The sequence below is a fragment of the Paenibacillus auburnensis genome (assembly GCF_927798115.1).
In the GTDB taxonomy this organism is placed as follows: domain Bacteria; phylum Bacillota; class Bacilli; order Paenibacillales; family Paenibacillaceae; genus Paenibacillus_AQ; species Paenibacillus_AQ auburnensis.
Window position 1 is genome coordinate 1 of record NZ_CAKMMG010000012.1, and the last position, 20,586, is coordinate 20,586.

Annotated in this window: 24 protein-coding genes; 7 read left to right on the forward strand and 17 right to left on the reverse strand. The window is 50.8% G+C overall.

Going from position 1 to position 20,586, the window contains the following annotated elements; translation table 11 throughout:
* Both L6H70_RS25635 and L6H70_RS25640 read left to right on the forward strand, forming a co-directional pair.
* The coding region (locus L6H70_RS25635) for a hypothetical protein (RefSeq protein ID WP_236337031.1) at positions 1-331 on the forward strand (331 nt) is incomplete at its 5' end.
* A 336-nt stretch (positions 332-667) separates the two neighbouring features.
* Positions 668-793: a DUF4023 family protein gene (locus tag L6H70_RS25640; protein WP_082452152.1), complete on the forward strand. Its 126-nt coding sequence runs from the start codon at positions 668-670 to the stop codon at positions 791-793.
* Positions 794-920: 127 nt separating this feature from the next.
* Here the strand turns inward: L6H70_RS25640 and L6H70_RS25645 are convergent, their stop codons facing one another.
* From L6H70_RS25645 to L6H70_RS25660, 4 genes are all read right to left on the reverse strand, one after another.
* Positions 921-1,637 carry a stalk domain-containing protein gene (locus tag L6H70_RS25645; protein WP_236337032.1) on the reverse strand — a complete coding sequence of 239 codons (717 nt, stop codon included), beginning with the start codon at positions 1,635-1,637 and terminating at the stop codon, positions 921-923.
* Between the two features lie 230 nt (positions 1,638-1,867).
* Entirely contained in the window at positions 1,868-2,389 is a 522-nt protein-coding gene (locus tag L6H70_RS25650; protein ID WP_236337033.1) for a GNAT family N-acetyltransferase, read from the reverse strand.
* 14 nt (positions 2,390-2,403) lie between these two features.
* On the reverse strand, positions 2,404-3,213 hold the full coding sequence (locus L6H70_RS28770) for a methyl-accepting chemotaxis protein (RefSeq protein WP_279306797.1): 810 nt from the start codon (positions 3,211-3,213) through the stop codon (positions 2,404-2,406).
* 116 nt (positions 3,214-3,329) lie between these two features.
* Positions 3,330-4,163: a gamma-glutamylcyclotransferase family protein gene (locus tag L6H70_RS25660; protein ID WP_236337034.1), complete on the reverse strand. Its 834-nt coding sequence runs from the start codon at positions 4,161-4,163 to the stop codon at positions 3,330-3,332.
* 210 nt (positions 4,164-4,373) lie between these two features.
* On the opposite strand from L6H70_RS25660, the gene L6H70_RS25665 reads away from it, so the two are divergent.
* Entirely contained in the window at positions 4,374-5,915 is a 1,542-nt protein-coding gene (locus L6H70_RS25665; protein ID WP_236337212.1) for an acetate--CoA ligase, read from the forward strand.
* A gap of 61 nt (positions 5,916-5,976) precedes the next feature.
* Here L6H70_RS25665 and L6H70_RS25670 read toward each other — a convergent pair whose 3' ends face one another.
* The 3 genes from L6H70_RS25670 to L6H70_RS25680 all read right to left on the reverse strand — a co-directional run bounded on the left by L6H70_RS25670 (position 5,977) and on the right by L6H70_RS25680 (position 7,887).
* Positions 5,977-6,570, reverse strand: coding sequence for a hypothetical protein (locus L6H70_RS25670; protein WP_236337035.1), 594 nt, complete (start codon positions 6,568-6,570; stop codon positions 5,977-5,979).
* An 86-nt stretch (positions 6,571-6,656) separates the two neighbouring features.
* On the reverse strand, positions 6,657-7,097 hold the full coding sequence (locus L6H70_RS25675) for a HEAT repeat domain-containing protein (RefSeq protein ID WP_054943863.1): 441 nt from the start codon (positions 7,095-7,097) through the stop codon (positions 6,657-6,659).
* Between the two features lie 85 nt (positions 7,098-7,182).
* Positions 7,183-7,887: a helix-turn-helix domain-containing protein gene (locus L6H70_RS25680; protein WP_236337036.1), complete on the reverse strand. Its 705-nt coding sequence runs from the start codon at positions 7,885-7,887 to the stop codon at positions 7,183-7,185.
* Positions 7,888-8,059: 172 nt separating this feature from the next.
* Between L6H70_RS25680 and L6H70_RS25685 the strand changes: the two genes are divergently transcribed.
* Positions 8,060-8,677, forward strand: coding sequence for an NAD(P)H-dependent oxidoreductase (locus L6H70_RS25685; protein ID WP_236337037.1), 618 nt, complete (start codon positions 8,060-8,062; stop codon positions 8,675-8,677).
* 49 nt (positions 8,678-8,726) lie between these two features.
* Here L6H70_RS25685 and L6H70_RS25690 read toward each other — a convergent pair whose 3' ends face one another.
* Positions 8,727-9,641 carry a phosphotransferase family protein gene (locus L6H70_RS25690; protein ID WP_236337038.1) on the reverse strand — a complete coding sequence of 305 codons (915 nt, stop codon included), beginning with the start codon at positions 9,639-9,641 and terminating at the stop codon, positions 8,727-8,729.
* A 196-nt stretch (positions 9,642-9,837) separates the two neighbouring features.
* On the opposite strand from L6H70_RS25690, the gene L6H70_RS25695 reads away from it, so the two are divergent.
* Positions 9,838-11,022: a nucleotidyltransferase domain-containing protein gene (locus L6H70_RS25695; RefSeq protein WP_236337039.1), complete on the forward strand. Its 1,185-nt coding sequence runs from the start codon at positions 9,838-9,840 to the stop codon at positions 11,020-11,022.
* Between the two features lie 457 nt (positions 11,023-11,479).
* Here the strand turns inward: L6H70_RS25695 and L6H70_RS25700 are convergent, their stop codons facing one another.
* The 6 genes from L6H70_RS25700 to L6H70_RS25725 form a co-directional block, all read right to left on the reverse strand.
* Positions 11,480-13,279, reverse strand: coding sequence for an ABC transporter ATP-binding protein (locus L6H70_RS25700; RefSeq protein WP_236337040.1), 1,800 nt, complete (start codon positions 13,277-13,279; stop codon positions 11,480-11,482).
* A gap of 13 nt (positions 13,280-13,292) precedes the next feature.
* Positions 13,293-13,748 carry a lasso peptide biosynthesis B2 protein gene (locus L6H70_RS25705; RefSeq protein WP_236337042.1) on the reverse strand — a complete coding sequence of 152 codons (456 nt, stop codon included), beginning with the start codon at positions 13,746-13,748 and terminating at the stop codon, positions 13,293-13,295.
* Positions 13,745-14,044 (reverse strand): lasso peptide biosynthesis PqqD family chaperone, encoded by a 300-nt coding sequence (locus L6H70_RS25710; RefSeq protein WP_236337044.1) that lies wholly within the window; start codon positions 14,042-14,044, stop codon positions 13,745-13,747. Before L6H70_RS25710 ends, L6H70_RS25705 begins: the two co-directional genes overlap by 4 nt.
* 3 nt (positions 14,045-14,047) lie before the next feature.
* Positions 14,048-14,983 (reverse strand): aldolase, encoded by a 936-nt coding sequence (locus L6H70_RS25715; protein ID WP_236337046.1) that lies wholly within the window; start codon positions 14,981-14,983, stop codon positions 14,048-14,050.
* A 112-nt stretch (positions 14,984-15,095) separates the two neighbouring features.
* On the reverse strand, positions 15,096-15,221 hold the full coding sequence (locus tag L6H70_RS25720) for a paeninodin family lasso peptide (protein WP_206103200.1): 126 nt from the start codon (positions 15,219-15,221) through the stop codon (positions 15,096-15,098).
* 29 nt (positions 15,222-15,250) lie between these two features.
* Positions 15,251-17,182 (reverse strand): asparagine synthase-related protein, encoded by a 1,932-nt coding sequence (locus L6H70_RS25725; RefSeq protein ID WP_236337047.1) that lies wholly within the window; start codon positions 17,180-17,182, stop codon positions 15,251-15,253.
* Between the two features lie 239 nt (positions 17,183-17,421).
* On the opposite strand from L6H70_RS25725, the gene L6H70_RS25730 reads away from it, so the two are divergent.
* Both L6H70_RS25730 and L6H70_RS25735 read left to right on the forward strand, forming a co-directional pair.
* Positions 17,422-18,006, forward strand: a complete 585-nt coding sequence (locus L6H70_RS25730) for a GNAT family N-acetyltransferase (protein WP_236337048.1) — start codon at positions 17,422-17,424, stop codon at positions 18,004-18,006.
* A 183-nt stretch (positions 18,007-18,189) separates the two neighbouring features.
* A complete protein-coding gene (locus tag L6H70_RS25735) occupies positions 18,190-18,684 on the forward strand; it encodes a class I SAM-dependent methyltransferase (protein ID WP_236337049.1) in 495 nt (164 codons plus the stop codon).
* Here L6H70_RS25735 and L6H70_RS25740 read toward each other — a convergent pair.
* The 3 genes from L6H70_RS25740 to L6H70_RS25750 all read right to left on the reverse strand — a co-directional run bounded on the left by L6H70_RS25740 (position 18,666) and on the right by L6H70_RS25750 (position 20,565).
* Positions 18,666-19,319: a M48 family metallopeptidase gene (locus tag L6H70_RS25740; protein WP_236337213.1), complete on the reverse strand. Its 654-nt coding sequence runs from the start codon at positions 19,317-19,319 to the stop codon at positions 18,666-18,668. The genes L6H70_RS25735 and L6H70_RS25740 overlap by 19 nt on opposite strands.
* A gap of 225 nt (positions 19,320-19,544) precedes the next feature.
* Complete coding sequence (locus tag L6H70_RS25745) at positions 19,545-19,838, reverse strand: hypothetical protein (protein ID WP_236337050.1); 294 nt, start codon at positions 19,836-19,838, stop codon at positions 19,545-19,547.
* Between the two features lie 97 nt (positions 19,839-19,935).
* Complete coding sequence (locus L6H70_RS25750; RefSeq protein WP_236337051.1) at positions 19,936-20,565, reverse strand: hypothetical protein; 630 nt, start codon at positions 20,563-20,565, stop codon at positions 19,936-19,938.
* Between the last annotated feature and the right edge of the window lie 21 nt (positions 20,566-20,586).

Consider the following 20,586-nt stretch of genomic DNA (forward strand, 5'->3'; position numbering starts at 1 on the left):
CGTTCGTCCTGAGCCAGGATCAAACTCTCCAAATTGGTATTTAGAAAGAGCGATTGCTCATTTTGAAACATCTGACGAGAATTTGCATTCTCTAATTTTGGATCTCACCGAAGTGATTTCCGATACTCACTCGTTGTTCAGTTTTCAAAGATCAAGCTCGTTGTCAGTGTCGATTAGCTCGTCACCAGCAACTCTTATAATATATCACATCCAGCCGTTCAATGCAAGCTCTTTTTTCAACTTCTTTTTCGAGCTCGGCGTTGATGTTTCGCGGCCAGAAATAGAATATATCATGTATAAGAAAACAATGCAAGCTTTTTTTAGACAATAATTTATTCACCCACTCTTTGCCCTATTACCTCAAGTAACTACATACGTTCATACTGCATTAAAAATAACAATGCATAATTACAAATGATCGCTGTGGAGACGTGATATGACCTTTAGCTTCCATAAAGGATGTAAGGATGCCCCGGGTGGAGCAGTAGAGTAAAGGTGTATTCCCTCTTTGCAATGATTTACAGAATATGCTGGGCAAAACTCAACCCGCAAAAATATAGCTTATGCATATGAGCAACAACGTCCATGTATCAAAATGATTCGGAATGGACATAGTAACGGCAGTTCTGACTAGACTATGCTCACAACCCTTAGGAGGCAGACAGGTATGGACACGCACGAATTTGTGGAGAAGTTCCAGGAGAACCAGCGGAAGGCCGAGAAGAATAAACGCCGGGGCAAAGGCTCCCCGGAAGCAAGACTGGCTAATAAGCAGCACAGCACAAACAAATAAACGAGGGTTAATAATTTACCACGTGAAACATTTACACCGTTAATTCACCAAAAAAAGCAGCAGCCTGTTCTGTGAATCCAGAACGGACTGCTGCTTTTCGTCTTCTACAATATCCGTTTGCGCCAGGTTATTTGCTCAATTTTGCTACGTTTACGGCTACCTTCTCTAGCTTCGCTTTGCTCAGCGACTGATCCGGCGAGCTAAGGGTCACATAGCGGTCATCCAGCTTGAAGGTCAGCATCGGGATATCCGAAGGCGTATACCATTTGGCGCTTGTTCCATTCGCGAGCTTCACCGTAGTTCCGTTATAGTCATACGAGTAATCCCGTGGAGAAACATTCACACGCATATGCTTGAATAGGAAGGACACACCGTCTTCACCGCCGCCCACACTTACGAAGCTGTCTCCGCTGATCATTTGTGCCGGTGCATAGGCTGTTTCAAAGCCCTGATAGTCTGCGAATGCTTTGGTGATCTGTTCTTTTTGCGCGGCAGTATAATTTATCGGAGCTAAGGTGATGGCCGAGCCGTTATCCGGTACCGGCGTGCCGGAGCCGCTTCCGAGAACGACCTGATTGGCCGAAGCATTAAAGGTTACCGGTACATTCAGGGCTTCCGCCAGTGCACGGACAGGAAGATAAGTAGTGTTGTTGTAGGTAATTGGAGACAGTGTTTTGCCGTTGCCGTCTACCGGTGTATATGCAGCTCCATTGACCTTGAAGCCGATGCTGTGATTCAGATAGGCGCTGATCTTTTGCAGATTGGTTCCTGCATACACACCAGCTGAGCCTGTAACTGCCATTCCGAACACCATTGTTGCTATGATCATCTTTTTGCTTTTCATTGAATATCGTCTCCCTTGTAGTTGTGTTGATTGTTTGTGTTGTTCTTTGCTATAAATCCATTTAACCATGAACTTATTTCTAACTTGTATCCGGATTGTAAAGAAGCATTTCAAAGCTCCGCTATCTATAATTACCCTCTTTTCTGCAACAAAGGGGAGGTTGGCGCAATACAGCAACAGCCCGGGCCATCTCAAAGGATGGACCGGGCTGGTCTGGATAAGGCTCTGAATTAGCGGCTGCGGGAGACAGCAGTCTTATAGACCTCTGTATACAGGATTTCTCTGTATAATTGAAACTCACCTAGACGAATGGGCCGGGGATACGTCATAATGCGCAGCGACAGATCAGGCTGTCCTGTACGCAGCGGGGGCTGGACGTAATCATAAAAATTCAGGTGGAAACCCAGCCGCTCATAAAATCCGATTCTGCGCTGCTCCAGCTCTCCAGCCGGCGGCTCCACCTCCAGCAGCACCGGCTTGTCCGAACGTGCGAGATAGCTGTTCATCAGCTTATAACCGATTCCGCCGCCGCGCGTAGCCGGGTTCACGGCGATATGCTCCACAAAACGAAGCAGCGGAAACTCCCAAGCTGCTAAGAAGCCAATGATCCGCCCGGAAGCATCCTGCTCGGTGTATATCCGGTAGCTGGGGTTGTCCAGCAAAGCCTTCTGGCCGCCGTAGCTCCTCATCTCACTGACAGGAAACGAGGCTTCCATAAGGGTATAGATTTCATCAAAGTCTGAAGGATGCATATAGGCCTCCTCACTTATTTCAAATTGGACAGCTCATTCGCCGTACTGGCAACATGCTCATATGCACGGCTCAGCTCCTGCATCGCCTGGCCCTGATGCTGCGAAAAGCCCATAATGTCCTGAATCGACCGGTCCATCTGCAGAATGGCCTGCTTCATCCCGGCCAGCTGGCTGTGGATATTCTGCACAAGCGAATGGCTGTCATTAGCCAGCTTGCGGATTTCTGTCGCTACTACGCCGAAGCCCCGGCCTTGCTCGCCTGCCCGGGCCGCCTCAATCGCAGCATTAAGCCCCAGCATATGGGACTGATCGGCAATCCGTTTGACGGAGGACAGAATTTCAAAGCTGCTCTCGATATCTCGAACCATCGCTTTGGAATGGCCAACCAGCTCGTCCAGACGCTCCGTAACGCCAAGCGCTGAGCGGGTCACTTCTTCTGAGGTTGCGGTCATTTCCTGGACCAGGGAAGATAGCTCCTGTGCCCCGTCCTGAAGGGCAGAAGCCCGGTGCGTGGACACCATAGCTGCAATGACACCAACTACTGCCCCATTCTCGATAACCGGCACCGCTGAAGAAAGGTAAGGTACTCCGAAGGCCTCAGCCCCCCGTTCTTCACGCTGCACCGTTCCAGTCTCAAAAGCTATGTAAGAAACGGTCCCTTTGAATTTCTCCAGCGGAGCACCTACAGGAACCCTAAGATCAATCTGCTGACCCGGGAGATAAGCCACCACCTTCTCGGTATCCGCCAGCACCATAGCAGCATCCTCCGGATACGTCAGCTGGATTACACTAAGCATGTCCTGCAATTGTTGAATTTTATTCACTAGCATGGGTCATCAACCGCCTGTTCCATAAATATATGATCTGAATTGATTATAGCACTCCTTTTTTTCAAAAAATGCTTAAATGTACTTGTAAAAATCCCCACTGCCGGAACTAGTTAAAATCGTTTAAACCGCATCTCGAGCGCTGCATAATACGCTGGTGAAACAACCGGCTGCGCGCCCCGCAGAATCTCTTCCATGTAATACACGGGCGGAGCTGTCTCGGCTTGTTTGTTCACTACAACAAATGTTACCGCCGCCTGGCTTGTCCCGTCCGTAAGCTGCACGGGCACGACAGCAGGGCGATATAAGTTTTCTGCCACACCTTCCCGCACATACAAATAATTAACTAGACACTCCGGTGTTATCCGGTACACCTTACCTTCCGCACTGCCGCCGGTTTCAACCAGATCCGCCCGTCCCCCATCGGCAAGAGGCAGGGTAAAGGCTACTTGAAAGCCTTCCGCCACACCGCAGCCCTCTACGCTGTTGAAATCGTCTTCCCTTCCAGCCAGCTGAATACGCCGCAAGTCCATACAGCTCCCATAGGCAAAATAAAGCAGCTCCCCGCTATCCTTCAGCAGGTGAAGCTTCCAGTCTCCTTCCGGAATTGCGGCATATTGCTGCATGTGCCTGTACACATAGACCCAGGCTTCGGTCACACCGGTGTCGGTGGTTACCTCTGTCACTACCCGTTCATAATCATTCCGCGCATCGCCGGGACCGTAATACTCTTCCAGCTCATCAAGCCGCTGCAGCACATCCGCTGTCACTTCGTAGAGTTCACCGGCCACTGTGCCTTCCGTCTCCAGCAGAACCGGATAACCTGATCCCGTATCGGCCAGCGTTCCTTTTACTTGCGCCAGCAGCGAGAATAATCTGCTATCCCCCAGCAAATCATGATACTGTTCACCCTGCCGCAAGGTACCATACACAAATACTTTTTCCATAGTGGATTCCTCCGCCTGCATAACGCTTTCTCTGCATTATACCAAAAGAGTCACAAAACCTTCTTTAAAGATATTGCTGTGAATTAGCATCTGGTACTAATATAACATGCTATACTATACAGTAGTTGCAACCATCACGATTATATAGGAGAGGTACATTTGGACAATCAGCGCTTCATTGCACCTGAAATCTACAATCTGACTTCGGAAATGGAACAGCATCCTCCGGATAAGATTGCGCTTAAATGGCTTCATGAGAACGGAAACTTCGAGGAAATCACCTATGGTGAGCTGCTCAGCCAGGCCAACCGGCTTGCCGGAGGGCTTGCCGGTCTGGGACTTCATAAAGGCGACCGCGTGCTGGTCATGGTTCCGCGCCGTATCATCGCTTACGTCATCTATCTCGCCTGCCTCAAGCTTGGACTGGCCGTTATTCCTTCTTCCGAAATGCTGCGGGCCAAGGATTTGTCCTACCGCCTGCGGCATTCGGAGGCCAGAGCGGTCATTGTCTGGTCCGAGGTTACCGGCGAAGTCAATAAAATCACGGAAGATCTGCCGGCTCTGGACTACCGCCTGTCGGTATCCGGAAACACGGATGAGCTTGAAGCCGGCTGGAGCGCTCTGGAGAGCCTGATGGACGGGCAGCCGGATTCCCGTCCGGCCCTGGCCACCAGCCGTGACGATATCGCCATCCTGGCGTATACCTCCGGCACAACCGGCAACCCGAAAGCTGTGGTACACACCCATGGCTGGGGTTATGCCCACCTGCGGATCGTTTCACCTCAATGGCTGGACATCCGCAAATCGGATACCGTATGGGCCACAGCAGCTCCGGGCTGGCAAAAATGGATCTGGAGCCCGTTCCTGACGGTACTCGGCAACGGTGCCACCGGCTTTGTCTATAATGGTTCTTTTCATCCAGACCGTTATCTGCAGCTGCTGCAGGATCAAGGCATCCAGGTATTATGCTGCACGCCTACAGAATACCGCCTGATGGCCAAGACAGAAGGACTGTCACGGTATGACCTGTCCAAGCTGCGCTGCGCCGTATCCGCCGGTGAACCGCTCAACCTGGAAGTCATCAACACCTTCCAGCATCATTTCGATATTACGATCCGCGACGGCTACGGGCAAACAGAAAGCACGCTGATCATTGCGGCGCTTAAGGATGATCCGATCCGGATCGGGTCCATGGGCAAATCAATTGCCCCCGGCATCGCGGAGATCATTGATGATCAGGGGAATCCGGTTCCTCCTGGTGTAGTTGGAGATATCGCAGTGCACCTAAGCATGCCTGCCCTGTTCCAGAATTATTACAAAGACCCGGAACGTAAGGCGAATGCCTCGCACGGGGAGTATTTCGTTACCGGAGACCGGGCGCGCAAGGATGAAGACGGCTACTTCTGGTTCGAAGGCCGGGGCGACGATATCATCATCAGCTCGGGCTACACCATCGGCCCGTTTGAAGTGGAAGAAGCGCTGATGAAGCATGATCTCGTCAAGGAATGTGCCGTTGTTGCCAGTCCCGATGAGATCCGCGGGTCTATTGTCAAAGCCTTTGTCGTGCTGAAGGACGGCAAGGAAGGTTCTTCCGAGCTGGTTAAAGAGCTGCAAAGTCATGTCAAAGAGATGACTGCTCCTTACAAATATCCGCGCAAGATCGAATTCATCAATGATCTACCGAAGACTGCATCCGGTAAAATACGCCGTGTAGAGCTGCGTGAGCAGGAAAAACGCGCTTCGCAGGAATAGTTTCAGACAGCAAAAAGCCCCCATTCTCCGCTTCACCGTGGAGAATGGGGGCTTTCACATATCATTCTGACCAATACTTCGCTCCCGGATTCAGCTCCGCACCGATCTCGCCTTCTTTGACCAGATCGCAATCCAGATAACCTTCCTCATCCAGGAAATAGGCTTCCTGCTTATAGAATTCACACAGCGTTTCCAGGAACTTCTCAGGAGAATCGTACATCACGACCAAATCGCCGTAGTCATGCAGCAGATCACAGATTACTTCCGTTCCCTCCTCTGACCGGTAGCAGCAGATGAAATCACTGCCATAGTTCGTCAGGAGCGGGAAAATCTGTCCGCCGCCGGAATAGCCTTTCTCTTCCAGAATGCCTGCCAGCACCTGCATTTCCTGTTCATATTCAGTGATATGAATGAGACGGTACCCCGGAATGAACTCGATCAGGATCGGCTCCTCCTCCCCGCTGCTTGTTCCTGCAACATGACTGTAAATTACCTTCAGGAGATCCGGGGCATCCGGTACCAAATCAGTGATTGCCGCGCTGCCCTTAGCGCTTATCCCCAGGCTGGCTGTATAGTTAGGACGTAATCCGGCGGAAAGCTCAAGGTACGTCTGAAATTGCGCAGAAAGCGGGTGTGCATAGGAATGGGTATACATGTTGTCATCCTTTACTTGATTAAATTAGGAAAGCGGACCAATGAGAACTTGTCCAGTCCCTGTCGATCCGCTTCTCTTAAGAAAAACTATTTAACCGCTGAAATCCATTGCTTCTCCAGCCAGTTGTCGAAATCTTCGCCCTTCTCGCCTTCGTAAGCATCGTAGACATCAATCCGCATCTTCTTCAGCTTCTCCTTGAACTCTTCATAAGAATGGTCACGCGGAAGGCTTTTTTTGATGCGCAGCACGATCTTGGAGATCCCTCTGAACAGCTCAGCTTTGTTCTTGGACGGTACTTTTACATCTTCGCCGAATGCACTCAGCTTCTTGTACGCGGCTTCTTGTACGGTATATACAGGATCACTGATCATCAGACGGTTCAGGATATCAATGACTTGTTTGTGGTTCCAGTTACCCAGCTCTTCGACAGCAGCAAGACGTGCTCTCCAGTCCGCAGAACGGCCTGCAGCCTTCTTCAGCTCCTCATAATTCTCTGGCAGCTCTTGATTCAGTTCTTCATTATTCAAACGATACAATCCCCTTCTTGGTTAAATCTGCTGGTAGTGCAATTCTACCGTTTGCGCTCCTTGATTTCAATCTTTTGTCCAAATTTTAATACACCTTGAAAAAAACATCCTCAAGAATCGTCTTCGCCTTTCTCAGGCTGCGGGCATCCAGCTTCCGGAGCATTGCTGTAATCTCATGCAGCTCTGCGGAATCTCTGGCCGTAAAGGATTCCGTATCCTCCGGCAGATGCTTCACCGCTGTGAATCTGGCGGCAATCGATTCCGGGTCAGTCCACGAAACCTCTGCCGTATCCTCAATTCCCCGGGTGAAAAACAGCAGTTCATTCTCACTGTAACGCTCCAGGAACAGATGAATGCCGACATCCATTTGCTTGTGCAGCGCCTGATGCAGCGTGAAGATTTCCTGCCCGAGCGGTGTTATGCGGAACAATACTTCTTTTTTATTGCCCGGCAGCAGCTCCGTAAGGATAATCCCTCTATCGAGCAGTCTGCGGGTGATCTTGGATATGCTGCCTTTGGGGATGCCAAATTCCTTCGAAATGGAAGCACCATTGACCGGCTCCAGCTGTCCGATGGCATCGATAACATGCAGCATCATCACGGTAGACTCCTTAAGAAACTCTATAACGGCGGGATTGCTGCAATGGCGGATCATCCATTCCCGTTCCTCATCATCATCATTTTGAAACCGCCGCTGCAGCTTAGTGACCGCCTGCATCAGTCGGGCAATCAGCATCTCCTTCCTGGAATTTCCGGGTTCAGTATTAGTATTTCCGGAAGCTTCAAGCATGCCGGCTCTCCTCACTCTCTGATAGTCTCTCCTATTCACAGTGTAGCATTGAACAAACCCCAAATAAAGTTTCCAGGAAATATTATTGACATATAGGAAACCAGAATCTATTATTGTAACCATGAAACATTTTTATAATCTAGGAAACAATATAGGGATGGAGACGATAGATATGAGAGTGGCTATAATTTTCGATCATCCGTATGGAGCCGGAGCATCCGATAATGTTCCCCATGCCCGCAGTTATTCGGCGGCTTTGCTGGCTGCAGTCTTACGGGGGCTGAATACACAGCAGCATGAAATCGACCTTATGGATCTTCACGCCGACGGCTTCAATCCGGTTACTTCAGCCCAAGAGCTGTCTGCCTGGAGACAGAAGACCACGCTGGACCCGCTAGCCGCCGATTATCAGAAACGCCTGATTGCCGCCGATCATATTATTTTTATTTTCCCCGTGTGGTGGGAGTCCATGCCTGCCCTGACTAAGGGATTCCTGGACAAAGTATTCGCCAAAGGCGTGCTGTATAACGAACCGAAGCCGGGACGCCCCTTCGTTCATTGTCTTCCAAATCTTCAAGGTGTATCACTGCTGACCGTGATGAGTACCCCTGACAAGATCTACCGCTGGTACTTCGGCAATCCTGTAACCAAAATCCTTTTCCGCGGCACCTTCCGCAAAATGGGCTTCCACAAGCTGCGCTGGTACAACTACACAGGTATGGAGAGACGCAGCCCCGAACAACGCAGCCAATTTCTCGCCAAAACCGAGCAGCGGTTTGCGCGTTTGTAAACGGCTTAACCGTATGTATGCAGATTTCCATCAGATCTAAGGCCGGGGGCTAGTCGGTATACCAGCGCGGAATGTACCTACGAAAAACATCGTAGTCCTGAAAGGCCTGTCTCCCCCGGGCCATCATCCCCTGAATCTCATCCAGACCAAAGGGGATCGCCCATTTAATCGAAAAAAGCGAGCTGTAGGCCACATACAATGCCTGTCTCCGCCAAAATTCCTCCGTTGGCGGTCCTCCAAAATAAGCGTCCAGCTTACCCTTGGCAAAGGGGATGCTCAGCTCCCGATCAAAGAATTGGACTTTGTAGAACTCTTCTGCATAATCACCTATGTCCCAGCGGTTGAAATCAATAACACCGATCCCGCCCTCCGGGGTATAAATGAGATTGCCGACATGGAAATCACCATGATGGCAGACTTTTTCCACGTTATCAATAAGGCCGATATTCTCTTTCACATAATGAATGGCCTGTTCATCACCGTCCAGATGATACGGACAATCCTCATATTCTTTGATCCGCTTCAGCATTTTGGTCTGCATGGCTGTTTCCCAGCCGGACAGGTCGTGACTGCATGGGATGCTGTGTATCCTTTTTAGAATCCGGCCAGCCTCCATCCCGAGCTTATACTGTTCCTCCGGCGTAAGCGCGGTCAAACAATCCTCCAGCGGAAGTCCCTCCACCCAAGTCAGCAGCATATACACTTGTTTCTCTTCGCCTTCACCACATGTTCCGAAACTGATCGCCTGTGACATTGGAAAACCCAGTTCATTAAACCGCTTAATGAGCGCAAATTCATCCTGTTTACGGGCAAAAGTCTTCCCTGCCGACAGCCGGAGGAGCAGCTTGTTGCCTTCGTCATCCTCTATGTAAACCTTTTTGTCATCTGACCAGCCCTTAAGTACCGGCTCAATCATCCGCCATGTTTCCGCTCCCGGAATTTCTTGTATGCTGGGATCCGTCATGATTTTCACCCTCCTTGCTATATCAAATGAATTTCCATCCGGAACCATTATATACCATCTTCTATCACTTTTTCTAACTATTACTATATTCAAATTGACAACATTCTGCTGCCGGTGTTACGCTCTGTGTGCGTTCGTTCTTTAAATAGAACATACCTGCTCCATTCGTATCTAAATTCCAGTAAGGAGAGTCCCTATGACTGACCGGTATACCCTTGATAAAGGGAGCTTATCTAAGGAAATATTGCTTCTTCTTGCCATTCTAACAACAGATTCTATTGATGAGCTAGCACAGCGGAGCCCGGAGCGGTTCACGGAGATCAATTGGGAGCAGTTTGTCCAGCTTACGCTGCATCACCGTGTGTATCCATTCATATATCCCAAGCTTAGCCGGATGCAAAATGAACTTGTGCCTGCGCGGGTCAGCGAACGTTTACAGCGGGAATACCGCAGAAATACAGTCCAGATGCTGCAGCTCAGCGGAGAGATGGGACGCATCGGCGGAGAGCTTGCCAAGTTGGGGATCCGGTCTCTTTTTCTAAAAGGCCCGGTACTGGCAGAGGATCTGTACGGCGACATTTCGCTGCGTACCTCACGTGATCTTGATTTCCTGGTGCCGATGAAGCAGCTTCACGAGGCTGAAGCACTGCTGCTCCGCCTGGGGTACGTGAAGGAGGAAGACTTCGAGAGTATCCTGGGTGACTGGAAATGGCGGGAGCATCATACAACCTTCAATCATCAGGACAGCAAAATCAAAGTTGAGGTCCACTGGAGGTTAAGTCCCGGTCCATCCACAGAGCCGGATTTCGATGAGCTATGGCAGCATGCGCGGACAAGTAAGCTAATGGGCCCGGACGTGCATTATTTGGGCAGGGAGGATTTGTTCCTGTTCCTGGCGGCGCACGGTTCGCGGCATGGCTGGTCGCGGCTGAGATGGCTGCTTGATATCCGGCAGCTGCTGCTTCAGCAGCCGGATTATGCCGCACTTGCCAAGCTGCTGAAACGATACAACTATGAAGCTGCCGCCGGGCAGACGCTTATCCTAGCTAGCGATTTACTGGAAGCGCCGGTTGACTCCAGGCTGTCTGCTCTGGCAGACAAACCGAAGGCCCGCCGGCTGGCACAGCTTGCCTTATTCTATGTTGCCCGGATGGTCAATCTGCATAATCCGCCGCTTGAGCCGGAGGTGAAGCGGCATTTCAAATACTATCAGCCGGCGATCCTAACTCCATGGCATCAGTTCCTGTACGTGGCCGGATTCCTCTATCCGTATGCGGCGGATGCCAAAACTTTGCCGCTCCCGAAACCGCTGCATATACTCTATTTCCCGCTCCGCCCTTTCCTGTGGGCTTGGCGGAAGGTAACTGGCACAGAAAAATAACCTCCGGGCTTGCCGGAAATTAAGCGGCTACATCCTGACTGAATTGCGTGAATGGTACAGCATCAGAAGCCGAGCTAACCGGTTGCTCTGTTGCATTGCATGGCGCAACTGCTCCCCTATGGGGTTGAATAACAAATCTGTTGTATTCTGTACAGCAGATCTCGCCTTCCGCAAACCAGATCACCTTTCTGTTGTATTTTGTACAGCAGATTCAGCCGTTTATGTGGATTTTGGCCAAAATTGCGCCTTATGACTGCATAAAATACAATAGAATCACTTTCTGCTCCTTACTGAAGCAATTCTACTGCACAAAGTACAGCAGAATCAATTTCAATTGCACTGCTCCCTTCACACAGCACAATCAAACAAGCAAAGGCCCTCCCGAACTCGGGAGGGCCTTTGCTTCGCTTGTATCCAGTGCCGATCTGCTGAGCTAAATTACACTAATCTATTCGTGTTACATCGCCTCTTCCTGGCTGCTAAGCAGGCGGCTGAACATGCCGCCTTTATCCGAGGCCAGGCCGCCGAAGACGCCTTGCTGGATTACGCGGCCCTGGTCGATGACCAGAATCTGATCCGCGCCGCGGATCGTGGACAAGCGGTGGGCGATGACGATCAGCGTGACGGAGTGCTTCAGCCGGTCGAGCGCCTCCTGAATCCGCTTCTCGTTCTCGGTATCGAGCGCACTTGTCGCCTCATCCAGTACCAGGATGGACGGCTTGCGGATAATCGCCCGCGCCAGCACCAGCCGCTGCCGCTCGCCGCCGGACAAGCGGATGCCGCGGTCGCCGATCAGCGTGTCCAGCCCCTGCGGCAGCCTGCGGACAAAGTCGGCCGAAGAGGCGAACTCTAGGGCTTCCCACAGCTCTTCCTCGCTGGCATCCGGTTTGATCATCGTCAGATTATCCCGGATTGTTGCATTATACAGGAACGGGTCCTGCGCCACATAACCGATCGAGCGGCGGTAGGACAGCAGCCGCTCTCCCGTAATCGGCTTGCCGTCAGCCAGAATGTCGCCCGACTCGGGCTGCATCAGTCCCATGAGCAGATCAACCAGCGTGCTTTTTCCCGCGCCTGAGCGTCCGACAATGGCCGTCATCCGGTTAGCCGGAATAGTGACATTGACCCCCTGCAGCGAATACTGCGGCTCCTGCGGCTGATAACGGAAATGGACATTTCTCGCTTCCAGGCTCTGTTTCAAGGTGATTGCTTCCACCGGCATCCCGCTTCCATCCGAAGTGCCCTGTTCGGCAGCCTGCAGACATTCCTCCTCCAGCTGCTTCAGTTGCTTGAAGGAAGGCAGTACGGAGGCGAGCTGTTCCATCAGCGACTGCAGCGTGGCAAAAGTCGGCCACAGCCGGGCAAATACGAGAATAACCAGCAGCAGATTCGGCCCTTCCGCATGCAGAAACCGGAAAGAAACGAAGATGAACACTGCGATCAGCAGTGTGGACGACATTTTGTATAGCAATTGGGAGTTCGAACGCAGACGTGTATAATCCAGCTGTTCGTTCTTCACCTCACCGGTAAATTCATGCAGCCAGTCCAGCCGAGACTGCTCCAGATTGTTGCTCTTGATATCCTTGATTCCGTTCAGCTGGTCGGAAATTCCGGCCAGATACATTTGGCCGAGCAGGGAACTGCGGCTGCCCAGCTTCTTGGCTTTACGGATAAATCGGCGGGAGAATAAGGAGAGCAGTACCGCACAGACCAGGACGGCCAGTGTCATCTTCGGCGACAGCCAGAAGGCGAAAGCGATCTGTACCAGTGTGAACAGCAGCGAGGTAAGAAACTGCAGAAAGCAGCTGATGCCGGCAAGCACCCGCGCCATCTCCGTAGTCATGATATTGATCAGGTCTGAGGTGCGTTTCTTCAGAAAAAAGGACCACTCTGCACGCAGCAGAGCGCTATAAACTTCATATCGCAGCTGCCGGCTGTAGCTCTGCTGAATCTCCACGTTGCGGACGGCAACAAAACGTGAAATTAAATTCTGGCAGAGTACGATAAAGACGTATGCGCCGAGCACCAGCCCAAGCGCTGATGTCTGCGGCAGCTCCGATATGAACCCGAGCACAGGAAGATTGTACGCAGCTCCTGTTCCGCCCAGCTGCAGCCCCGCCATGCCCAGCATCGGCACAAGCAGCAGAATTGCCGAGCTCTCCAGCAGGCTGCTGATCACCATGCCCAGCAGATTCAGATACAGCTTCACTCCGGACAAGCGCTGTAGCTGCCGGATATAATAGATTATTGCTTGCATGAGCCCACCTCGATTACTCGGCTTGTATCACCTTCGCGAACTTCTCCACCACAACAAAACCTTTCATCACATCGTCACCGGAGACGTAATAAGACCCGCTGCGCAGCCAGGCATGAGCAATCATCCGGCCCTGCTTGTCTTTGGCAACACCCATGTACAGTGTGCTGTCAATTCCGCGTTTTTCAAGCATTTTGAGGCCTGCAACCGCCCTGACCATGCAGGTGCTTTTCCAGGGAGTCACTTTGCTCCCTACCCGGATGGCCCGGGTGATCTCGCGGATCTTCGGCGCATCGGCAGCCTTGGACACCTCAGCAGTTTCCTGCGACTGAGCCCCAAGCTGGGGTGCCGTTTTATCGAACGGGAACAGCAGCCGGATTCTCGCCAGGAACAGACGCCACAAGGCTTCCGGAAGCAGCGCTACAACGGCCCGGTCATTAAGCAACAGACGAAACCGCCGCAGGGCTGTCATGGCATGCTGTCGATGGCAACCAGATCCTCAGCCAGCAGGCTTTGCACAAATTCGAACACGTCCTGCTCCGCTGTCTCTGCCGGAACATCGAATGTTTCTTGAATAACCTGCACAATCCGGCTAATGGAGACCGGCTTATCCAAAGCAGACCAGATTTCTCCGCCTACCTCGCCCAGATTGTAATATTTACCGTTCTTCACATTCAGCATCACCTTCTCGCCGTCCATATCGCTGGCGATATTGCCCGGACGCTTAACGAGCACCGTTTGAAGCGACAACACATCTGCTGTATTCATCGTTTATCTCTCCTCCGTTTGTGGCTTAATCGTGTCAAAAATCAGCGAGGTCTGCTGCGGAGCACTGAAGCCCTGTTTCGGCCGGGTCATCCGGTACATCGGCAGCCGGTTCACGAAGGATGCCAGCATGCCGAAATGCCATTCCCGGATCCCGATCCGGTCGACCATCGCCTTCTGGTAGGTATGATTAAATAACGTATGGAACCGCTCCATCCCGCTTATTGGCTGCACGGTTACGGGGCCTTCCTCTTCAGACACCGCCAGTTCAAATATACCGGCAAGCGGCAGCGGCTCAGCCTGGAAGCGGTCATGCACCGGAACAGCAAACTTGGTCTCTCTCTCAAAAAGCGGACGGTAGAGGGACGAATTCATTCCCATATAGTCCAGGCTTTGCTGCCACAGCTTCTGCTGCGGATAACCTGGAACTGCAAGCGGCTGCCCTTCTTGCACCATAACGGGAATAACGTCGTCGCTGACCAGCAGATGTCCCTGATCCATCAGATAAGAGGCGAGTGTTGATTTGCCCGCTCCTGAACGTCCAACAAGCGCATAAGCTTTGTTATCGAGTACTAGCGCACTGCCATGCAGCGGGAGAATCTTTTTCTGCATCAGCAGAACGCCCATGCAGCTCCCCAGGATATACAGCCGGACACAGTCCATGTCCGCTCCAGCCGCAGGTGAGACAGTAATCCTAATCCCGTCCTGAATTGAAAAAATAGCCGTATCCTTCGCTTCGAACATCACCTCGCTGCCCAGCATACCCAGACTTGGAGTTATCTTGGGAATTGCCTGCCAGCGCTCCTCAAGCTCGCCGCGAATCACAGCCACGCTGCCGATCAATCCCGGCTCGTCGGTAAGGGGAAGCTCCGGCAAGGGGAATTCACTGAATATTTGCAGGCCGAAGGCTTTATAAGCCAGGCCTTGAACGGTACTCGCCATCAGATTCCCTCCCTAAGCCAATTTGTCACCCGGAATAAGCCGGATGATGGAAATAGCCCTTATCCCCCTCCAGCAAGCACAGGGGGATGAGGGCCGCGCGAACCATAAAATTTTAGGAATAATGTACGATCTCATCCGGATCATCTTGGAAGGAGTCGGCAATAGCTATTCCGGGTCCAGCCATAGTCATCTTCACGTCGAGCACTTCCAAAGCAGGCTTGCTGTATTCCTTTTTCATGTTTGTCACCCCCTTTCAGGCGATCTTCATTAAGACAGACGCTTCAAGAAACGGTAAAAGACAAGTCCGCGTGTCAAAAGGCGAAAATCCGCATTAAAGATCAAGCTTGGTGCGGGCTCACTACCCAGCCGGTCCAAACATCCGGCGAGCCCGGCACTATTCAAGTAGGCAGCCGCGCGGGCATCCTGAGTCATTTCCCGGAGCTCGCTCAGAAAGGCGCCCCACTGCGGAATCATCCGGTGGATACCATCCGCCCCCTGCACTCCGCGCCGCTTCCGGTTCAGCCTGACGTTATCCGGCAACCTGCCCGCCATCGCACGGCGGATCAGCGAGCGGTCTACCCCGTTCTGAACGTACTGTTCTTCCGGAACAGACAGGCAGAAACGGATGACTCGCAGATCATTCGTCGGATCCCGGTCCCATATCCGGTATTTCAGTGACAGCTTAGTGGCGACTGTTCCGTTAACATTCCAGATATGCGGCTGTTCGAAATGTTTCCTTCGGATATCATAGACAGTCGGCGAAGAGGCACCCACGGGCCCATTGAACTCCCGGAGCCGTTCATGCACTTCCGTCCGCTTAGCAAAGCCGGGATCAATCAGCTCAGGCACTGTCTCCTGCTGGCGGGGCAGCAGTCTGCCGAGCGCAGGGAACGCTTTTTTGCCGACAATCTGCAGCACCTTCCGGCGGTTCGCCTCCATGGACTGGGTGTAGCCCTTGTTCTCACGATAAAAGGTAAGCCACCGGAATTCACGGATCAGCTTGGCCTGATAATCCAGAGCGGGTCCCCAGGAAATACTCCAGTTGCCTCTTTGTCCGCTGAGCAGCACGCCGATGTCCTTTTGCTGTGCCTGCTCATAGATTCCCTTCAGCCAGTAGGAATTTTCAATAAATTTATACGGCATTTCCATGATATCCAGCCACTCATCAATCTCACTGTACGGGCTGCGTTCGGGAAAGTTCAGCAGACTGGGCTGAATGTTTCCTACATAATCGATCGTCTCCTGAATATAGGGACGTTCATCAGCGACCCTTTTCCCGAGATTGAATCCGGCAAAGCCGTCTACAGGATAGGAACTGAACGTATAGAGCGGCCGGCCGCGGTGCCGGAGCTCTTCAGCTGCGAAGCTGACGACGGAGCCGGAATCCAGCCCGCCGCTTAAGTTGGCCCCTGCTGCCAGGTGGGTGCGAAGCCGGTCCTTCACTGCCCGTCCGAAGACTTCACGGAAAGCCTCTTCATATTCCCCATTGGAGCTTAAGCGCAATTCCGGGGGCGCTTGAAGTGTGAAATAACGGGAGAAGGTAATGTTCCCTCCGGTTATGGTGATCGAATGTGAAGGAGGGAGCTGTTCGATCGACCGGTACACCGTTGAGAAGCAGTCAGTAGCATCCACTCTATTCGGAATCGCCAAAAATTCAGAAACCCATTGTTCACTTAGCTCATTCCCTGCACCCGCCAGCGACAGCAGCGGATGAATAACTGTGCAGAAAGTAAAGCTGCTCCGGGATCTGTGGAAATAAAGCGTCCGGTTGCCGGAGAAATCCCTTGCCCCAAACAGTTTATGCTGCCGCTCATCCCAGATCATAAATGCAAAATCACCCACCAGATATACCGGTGCCTGCTCCCCCCACTTCTCATAAGCAAGCAGGATCAACAGACTATCGGGAATTGATTCTCTGTCTGGGACGGGTACGCGCAGCGTATTCAATAATTCACTTCTATTATCAATGATCGCATCAGCTGTAATGGCCAGTTTCCGCTCGGAATCATAGTAAGGCATTTGCTCATTTATAGATTGTGGCGTAATCCACTGTGACCGGCATCCGAGAAAAACACTCTTACTCTGCCAGCCCCTGGCATCGTCAGCCGGGTAACGGTTAAGCTGCTTCATTAAATCCGGTCCCAGCTCAGGGTCCAGATTATGCTGCTGTAGATGATAGATACCGGCGATTGCACTCATATGAAGGCCTCCACCTGTTGGTTCTTTATAAAGAACATATCTTACTATATAAGATAACGCGCTTGCTGCTGAATGTGAATTACACCAAGGAGTAAATTTCGTTATCCTTTAGCGTATTGACCTGAGTGTATTTATGTGGTATATAGACAGGCCGAAATAGTCGTACAGATTTTTCTTCATGTACAGTCGCGTAGCTGACATGATATGTTATTGTTAATATTTTTTAGGAGGCTGATTCTATGGAAAATGCTGTTGCCCATCCTATTCTGTTATCTTTTCCGGAAAGCTTCGAAAGTGAGCGGCTCCTGATACGGGCGCCCTTATGGGGAGACGGGGCTGCTGTGAATACAGCGATACTGGAAAGCCTTGATGAACTGCGTCCCTGGATGCCTTGGGCCAGGCACCTCCCTACGCCTGAACAAGCCGAAGCCATCATTCGAAAATCCCGGTTGGAGTTCCTAGAGCGTAAAGACCTTAGACTCCTCTTGTTACACAAAACCTCCGGGGAAATCATCGGCAGCAGCGGCCTGCACCGGATTGACTGGCAGACGCGGAAATTCGAAATCGGCTATTGGGTGCGTTCCTCTTACAGCAGACAGGGCTATATCACGGAGGCGGTCCATGCGATTACTAATTACGCTATTCAAGAGCTGCAGGCGAACCGGATTGAAATCCGCTGCGACACACGCAATACGCCAAGTGCACGGGTTGCTGAACGTTCCGGCTTTACACTGGAAGGTATTCTGCGGAGCGACAAATGTGATGTTGACGGCAAGCTGCGGGATACCATGATTTTTGCCAAGGTGCGGGGTGTGGAGTATTAATGCAGTACTTATGGCGTGACGTATTAATGCAGCACTTATAATAGAAGGAAAAATTCAGACAGATTTCCGGGAGGCCAATTATGAGCTATAAAGGATCTGATTTTTACGACAACGATGCTAATTTGGAGAAATACATAGAACGCCGGCTGTGCGGAATATACGGGAATTGAAGGCTCGGCTAATATGGCGGAGCTTGCTTCGGAAAATCTGGACGGGCCCCGGGGCAAATTAATTCAGACCTCTATGGAGGAGTGGGAATATCCGGAGGACAGCTTTGATCTCGTCATCTCCCGGCTGGCTGTGCATTATATCGAGGATATCGGCAGTCTGTTCCGGAACATTCACCGGACCTTGAAGCCGGGCGGACAATTTGTTTTTTCCGTAGAACACCCGGTTATTACATCAACACTGCAGACTTCCGGGATGCGGACCAGCTGGACCGTGGACAATTATTTTATGGAAGGCTACCGTGAGCAGCAATGGCTGGGCGGCACCGTCTACAAGTACCACCGTACCATTGAGAATTATTACAGCACATTGCAGCAAGCGGGGTTTGCCGTCCACAACTTGAGAGAGTCCAACCCCCAGCGCAAATACTTTATTAGTGAGGAAACTTATGAACGCAGACGGCGGATCCCCTTGTTTTTGTTCTTGGCAGCTCAGAGCGTCATAAATTGACCGAAGCGGGCCAGGAATTCTTCCTGTCTTTTATAATCCGGCATAACACTCCCGAGCCGCCGCCAAAAGGACCGGTCATGATTCATATGCAGCAGATGGCATAGCTCATGGATAATTACATAATCAATAACCTCGGGCGGAGCCATCGCCAGCCGGTAATTGAAGGTCAGTTTCTTATCGCTGCTGCAGCTCCCCCACTTGGTCCGGGATTCTACGATCTCGAACGACTTCGGTTTTACTTTCAGCTGATTCTGATACTGGGGCATCCGCTCGTTTACTATTTTCTTCAGGCTGTTAAAATAGAACTTCTTCAGCTCCAGCTTCAGCGCCTCGGCATCCCGCTCACCGGTTGTAATCAGTTCATGCAGCGGGAACTCCTTGCCGAGGTACAGAAAGCTGCCCTCCTCCTGATATTCCTTCGCCTTGGGTACCTGCCGGGCCGCGGCCTGTTCGCGCAGCTTCTCCATAATCCATCCGCTGTGCCCCTGTACTGCACTTAGAATCACTTCTTCGGCTGTCCCCTTCGGTGCCTTCACAGTGATCCGGCTTGCTCCATCGATTTGCAGGGATATTTTTTTGCGTTTACTGTATTGGACATTGAGGGTAAAAGATTGATCTCCGATCTGAATCTGCATAGCCACCATCTTTTTCATATATATTGAGAAACAAGCTGTTCGGACTAACTATAGCATGAATCTTGGGACATAGCCCCCGTCACACAGCAAAATAGACCGCTCAAGTCTCAAGCTGCGGTAATCCAAGTTTCATTTAATGAAAAATTGAATATCGTCCAACGCACTATTGCATGGTTACTTACAAAGTCATTGGAGTCATGAAGTGTCTTCATTTTAGACTTACCCTTAGATAATCGTGACTATTGCAATATCCTTTCCCGCCCAAAGATTAAAGCTATAGCCTGTCTCAAGCAATTCCCAAGGTGCCTCGTCAGTTATGAATGCCACATCGGCATATGTATCCCGTGTACCCTCAATATGTCTTGTTATCCTAACTAGCACAGTCCATGTATCACCATAAAGGATCTTATCCTTGATTTCACCATAGGTTACAACCAAATCACGCATCCACTCGTTCACCGGAAACTTACTGGGGTCTTTTTTCCAACTTATATGGGCTTTAATGAACCTCTTGTCCACGTTAGTAATTCTCCTTCCTCGCAACTTATTTCGGGGCCATTCCAAATGTTGGTTCCTAGACCACCGCTGTTTTATTAAGCTAATGTCCCTCATTTGTTTAATCGCTGTCCTGCCAAGGTTCTGTCCCCCATACGGATTTTTGGGCAACAAACATCACTTCATCATTCTTACAAATGAACATATCTTTTGGATAATCCTTATATAAATCAATCAGGTGTACAGGTAAAATAGCAGCATCAAATGCCCAAAGTCCCTCTTTATTACCTGACAATAATGCTTCCCAAGGCATTCCATCCATAACTTCATTTGTGAAAAATACTCCAGTTTGTTTGAATTCCTCAGAGAACTTAGTCATAATCCTCCAAATCAAGGATTGACACTCGCTTCGCAATTCTCCAGTTCTCCAATCGAGCTCTATCTCTTCCGTCATAAACAAGATACTAATTTCTAGATATGATTCTTTTAAGTCCTCAATAACTTCAGGTGTCCAACCTAGTAGGTATGGTCGAATATGGAGTTGGAATCCGTTATTATCATACAACTGACGTTCAGCACCGCCACCAACGTACATGAAACCATTATCTGAAACTTCCCATTCCAGCTCATTATTGAAGTATCTAGAGTCAAGTCCCAGCGAGTTTATTACTTCTGAAAAATGCCTGATAACCTCTCTGAAATTGAATTGATCACACTTTATATAAGTTTGAATATGAGAATATTCGGGCATGATAACACCCCTTTGGGGTTA